Origin of the sequence: Hoeflea sp. AS16, from assembly GCF_038900095.1 — a bacterium.
GTDB lineage: Bacteria > Pseudomonadota > Alphaproteobacteria > Rhizobiales > Rhizobiaceae > Hoeflea.
Genome location: NZ_JBBMQQ010000016.1, coordinates 1 through 4452, shown reverse-complemented (window position 1 = coordinate 4452; position 4452 = coordinate 1). Strand labels below are relative to the sequence as shown.

The 4452-nt window shown below is 57.6% G+C and carries 5 protein-coding genes; all 5 read right to left on the bottom strand.

Features of this window, described 5'->3' with window-relative positions; translation table 11 throughout:
* The coding region (locus tag WNY80_RS21710; protein ID WP_342889500.1) for a GTP-binding protein at nt 1-449 on the bottom strand (449 nt) is incomplete at its 3' end.
* A gap of 641 nt (nt 450-1090) precedes the next feature.
* Complete coding sequence (locus WNY80_RS21705) at nt 1091-1258, bottom strand: DUF1419 domain-containing protein (RefSeq protein ID WP_342889499.1); 168 nt, start codon at nt 1256-1258, stop codon at nt 1091-1093.
* A gap of 399 nt (nt 1259-1657) precedes the next feature.
* Nucleotides 1658-2281, bottom strand: a complete 624-nt coding sequence (locus WNY80_RS21700) for a hypothetical protein (protein WP_342889498.1) — start codon at nt 2279-2281, stop codon at nt 1658-1660.
* Nucleotides 2282-2308: 27 nt separating this feature from the next.
* On the bottom strand, nt 2309-3271 hold the full coding sequence (locus tag WNY80_RS21695) for a DUF2971 domain-containing protein (protein WP_342889497.1): 963 nt from the start codon (nt 3269-3271) through the stop codon (nt 2309-2311).
* 439 nt (nt 3272-3710) lie between these two features.
* A partial coding sequence (locus WNY80_RS21690) for a hypothetical protein (protein WP_342889496.1) occupies nt 3711-4452 on the bottom strand: 742 nt, incomplete at its 5' end.

Below are 4452 nucleotides of genomic sequence, written 5' to 3'. Positions count from 1 at the left end.
CGGACTTCCATCTCGACGAGCTCGAGAAGCTCCTCGTCGTCGACCTGGTCGATCTTGTTGAGGAACACGACCAGCGAGGGAACGCCAACCTGACGGGCAAGCAGGATGTGCTCGCGGGTCTGGGGCATCGGGCCGTCGGCAGCCGAAACAACCAGGATCGCGCCGTCCATCTGCGCCGCGCCGGTGATCATGTTCTTGACATAGTCGGCGTGGCCCGGGCAGTCGACGTGGGCGTAGTGACGGGCTTCGGTCTCATACTCGACGTGGGCGGTCGAGATGGTGATGCCGCGGGCCTTTTCTTCAGGGGCTGCATCGATCTGGTCGTAGGCCTTGAAATCACCGAAGTACTTGGTGATCGCAGCCGTCAGCGATGTCTTGCCGTGGTCAACGTGACCAATCGTGCCGATGTTAACGTGCGGCTTATTGCGCTCGAACTTACCCTTTGCCATCGTCCTGTATCCTGTAATTCTGTTGGCAGACTGTGGATCCGGAGGCGTTTGACCCTGATCCCGCGAGAAGTTAACGCGACATAAGGGTTTCGCTCTGTTTTCGCAAGTGGAAATCTTGTGCTGCCATCAGCATGGCAAATCACGCCGCCGGCTTTGCAAATCACTGCAGGTCAGGTCATGGCATTGAAGGCCTGCCACCTGCCCCGGTACGGACCGAAGATCGATTCGCCGCAACATTCGACGCATCAAAACATGCCAGGCAAGGCGCGTGCGTCCGTCTGGTCTTCGCTCAATTGGGAAACTTGTCATTCTGGAGCGGGTAGCGGGAATCGAACCCGCGTATTCAGCTTGGAAGGCAGCCGAATTATTCAATGATTTCAATGCACGGTTCCACACGTTTGCTCGCAAATGTATCCTTACCCATCATTTTGCTTCGCCGGTCCACGCATATACGTGACATAATTCCGGAGATAAATTTGGACAGGCTCCGGCTCGCTTAGTAGTGCCTCGCCGTGATGACCGGTCTTGGGTGGCGCTCCAGTTTTGCTCGATCGCTCTTCGCGGGTTATCGGCTTGAACGTTCTGCGCTCACGCTCGACGATCGCATCGCGCGTCCGGAGCGGCGGAAGGACTTCGAGCATTTAGTCGTGCACGGCGCGAGCGATCTCGAACCGCTCGCCAGTACAAAGCGCGCTGTCGTCATTCTGCCAGCGGTCCGGCCGCTGTTCATGGCGGTCGAACAACCTAAACATCTGGCGGCGGTCAGTGGTACCGAAATAGATTTCCCGGATGAGTGGGAGATTGATCATGCCGGGCTCCTTCGCGGCCTGTCCCGGGCTGGAGCGCGGCGCACCCTGTTGGCGTCACCACCTTCATCAGCCCTTCCGCCCCCCTTCCCGCGGCCGCCTCTGCGTCCGGCCGGGTCAAGGACCGGCGTCAGCCGGGAGGAGATTCAACCTTGACGCGGACGGCGGACATGCGGCACCCAGCAAATTTCCGGTTCCTTCTGATCTTCCCGATCACCGCCCCCGCGTCAGGGATGGCCGCCCGGCTGGGGGAACACCGCTTGCGGGCTTCAGCTTTGCCAACAGCCCGGCCCGAAGGGCGACGCCAATCTGCTTCTCCTACGCCGCTGGAACCGCATCCCGAAACCGAGGTTAGAGGCGACACAACGGCGCGCCTCTGAATCCCTTTGGCCCGCGTTCCCGTCACGGCCCCGCTTTTTGCAGATCGTCCAGATACCCATCGCAGCCGGAGAAATAGCCCTTGAGCCCGTGCATAACGTCTGCCAGCCGGTGAAGGTCGATTTCCTGATGCGCAAGCAAGACGGGATTACCCTTAGTATCGACGGGATAACGATACGAAAACGACCTTGGATCCACCTTTGCAAACTCGAGAATAATCTCTTCGACGATTGCGTCAGTGCCTTCGGCATCGTCGTGACCATAGCCCTCCAGCACCTTCAAGAAAGTCTCCCAAAGGGATTTGAGGTCATGGGTGTTCCATTCGGCCTTGATGCCGACGGTGTGACCGTAGGTGGCGATCAGGAACTTGAGCGACAATTCAATGAACTGCCGGTAGTTGAAAACGACCGGAAAGACGAGGACATCCCCGTCGTGGCGCTCACGGGCAACCTGGGCAACCATTAGGTCGCCGGCCATTTTGTAGCCGTTCATCATCATGACGATCCGGCCGTGACCAAACCGGTCGATGTAAGCGTTTTGCTCCCAGTTTTCCGATTGCGTGAACGGCGCGTCCCCTTCCGTCGGCCAGCGGAAATCCGTGCGCAGAAGGGACTCGAAGTCCGGTTTTTCCGGAATGTCGTCAGCCATGGGTTCAGGCCTCCAGATTCGCCGCGATCAATGAGAACCGCCGAGCGGAGGCTCTTCGATATCGAGATTGTCGAAAGCGTCGAAGACGTCGCGCGACCGCCGCGGCAGCGACGCGCCGAGCGCGCCAAGTTCGAGACGGCGTTTGAGGAGCCGGAACGTGCCGTGCTGCTCCCGCATTTCGTAGAACTTGACGGACCGGTGGCGGTCCTCCAGCGCCTTGAAGATCGTGTATTTGAGGGCGGCATCGCACCTGATTCCGAAAATGACCTCTTCGAGCTCGAGCGGGGAATCCTGCAGGCCGCGCGTTCCGATGAGACGCCACTCGCGCTCGTAGCTCCAAGAACCCGCCTTGCGGAGCAGAACCGACTCATCGACCCGCTGCCGGGCGGTTGGGTCATGATCCATGATGGCGACATCGCTTGCCTTGACGTTCCGGCTGCCGCGATACTCGATCTTGTTCAGCTTATCGGAGGCATCTTCGGGAACCGAATAGCCGGCGCAAATGCCGCGGTGCTGGTCGCCGTAATGGCTCCACATCAAGGGACAGGTCGCGCGGGTGCCAAACGAGACGATGCCTCTGTCGTAGCGCCTCAGAAGCTCTTCCTCGAGATACTGGGTCAGGAGGAAATGCTCGGGGTTGTCCATCTCGTAGGCCGGATTGCCGGCATTGTAGCGAATTTCGTTGAGCAGGCTATCCGCGTGTTTGCGGCTGTGACGCGCGATGTGATCGATGGTCTTGGGGCCGCGATATTTGAGCGACTTCGCCGCGGCCGTCATTTCCGCTTTGATGCGTTGCTCGACGAGGTGGCTGAGAATATGCTCAAGTTCGTGATCGGTGATGTCGCCCTCGACATTGGGCCGGCTGTCGAGCGGATCGTTGAAGTCTGCGGGATCGGAGAAATAAAGCTGGTCGGCAACCAGCATATCGAGCACCCGTCCGCTGAAGGCGCGATACTTGTAGATGCGGCGGGGCATGCGGGGTTCGTTCAATTTTTCCTCCGGTAATTGCGAAATCAAACCACGCAGGCCAAGGAGTCTTCACAGCATCAAGGCGGTATTCCGGCAGCTGGGGGATTAATTAGCGCCGAACATGGTTCCACCTTCTTGCGTAATCGCAGGCAGCTTGAAAAGAACTATTGTCTTGGCCCCGGTTCTGGACCTCAACGTGAAACGCCCCTCAACAAGTATTTGCTCGTCTTCAAACGACAAGCGGCGTTCGCCCCAATTAAGATAGCCATCATCCTCTGTGATTTGGGCCAATGCCCATCGCTTGAAGTCTTCGGTATAGCTCCTACCGTCGGACACCGAAGTGCCACTCGGAATTGTGCAACACTCCGCAGTTACGCGACCTCCGGCATATTTGACCTTTGGCATTGACCCCACTGGACAGATCAGTTCGCCGGTCAATGGTGGGGGGAAAGGCATCCGGCTAGACATCGGTTTTTCTCACGACGATCGTTCCGTTTTCTTCTCGTACTTCATAGGCCGGGAAATTGGTAGTTGTTGCAAGTGTTCCGAGACCCTGCAGCGCGAACACAACGTCTGGCACTATCACTTTGCGTTCTCTCAATGGTGCGGCGAGTTCGGCGTTCGAAAATCCCTCAAACTTAAGGAAATGGTCATCAGCGAGGAACTGGGCGGTTTCCTGAAAGCGTGCTCCTGGCTGAACAAGGAAAGCAAGCTGGTCTTCAAAGGCGATGACGACGCGGAACTGATAGAAAATATAAACACCCGCGCTGATTAGCAGGACACCAACGACAAACCCGCCGATCGCAAGATAGTCGTCCATACGGGCCGTTGCCGCCGAACTGTTCTCGAAGATTGATTCAAACGCGAGTTGAAGCAGGAGGTAGATCGCTGGCGAGCCGGCCACCAGGGTGGCGCCTGCACGCACAAGCGTTGCCGAAAAGCGATGTGCCGCGTTTCCCCGGATCAGTCTCCAGACTCTGATGATTAGTTCGATTGCAGATCGCCAGTTTTTCCCTCCTTGGCTCACAATATGCTCTCCCCGATCGTTCGTGGTGATTTGTCGCCGCCCCAAAAATTCAATCCTACTTATTGAAACTGGAAGGTGTGGGAACCCCCAGAAATCTCTAAGAGGTGGTTCGGATTGTCTGAACAGTTTCGGGCGTCTGCTTAAGTGGATTTCCGCCCTGATTATGCTGCCGCCA

Coding starts and splice junctions, on each gene's coding strand:
- WNY80_RS21705 (WP_342889499.1), bottom strand. CDS start 1,258: ATGATCAATCTCCCACTCATCCGGGAAATCTATTTCGGTACCACTGAC.
- WNY80_RS21700 (WP_342889498.1), bottom strand. CDS start 2,281: ATGGCTGACGACATTCCGGAAAAACCGGACTTCGAGTCCCTTCTGCGC.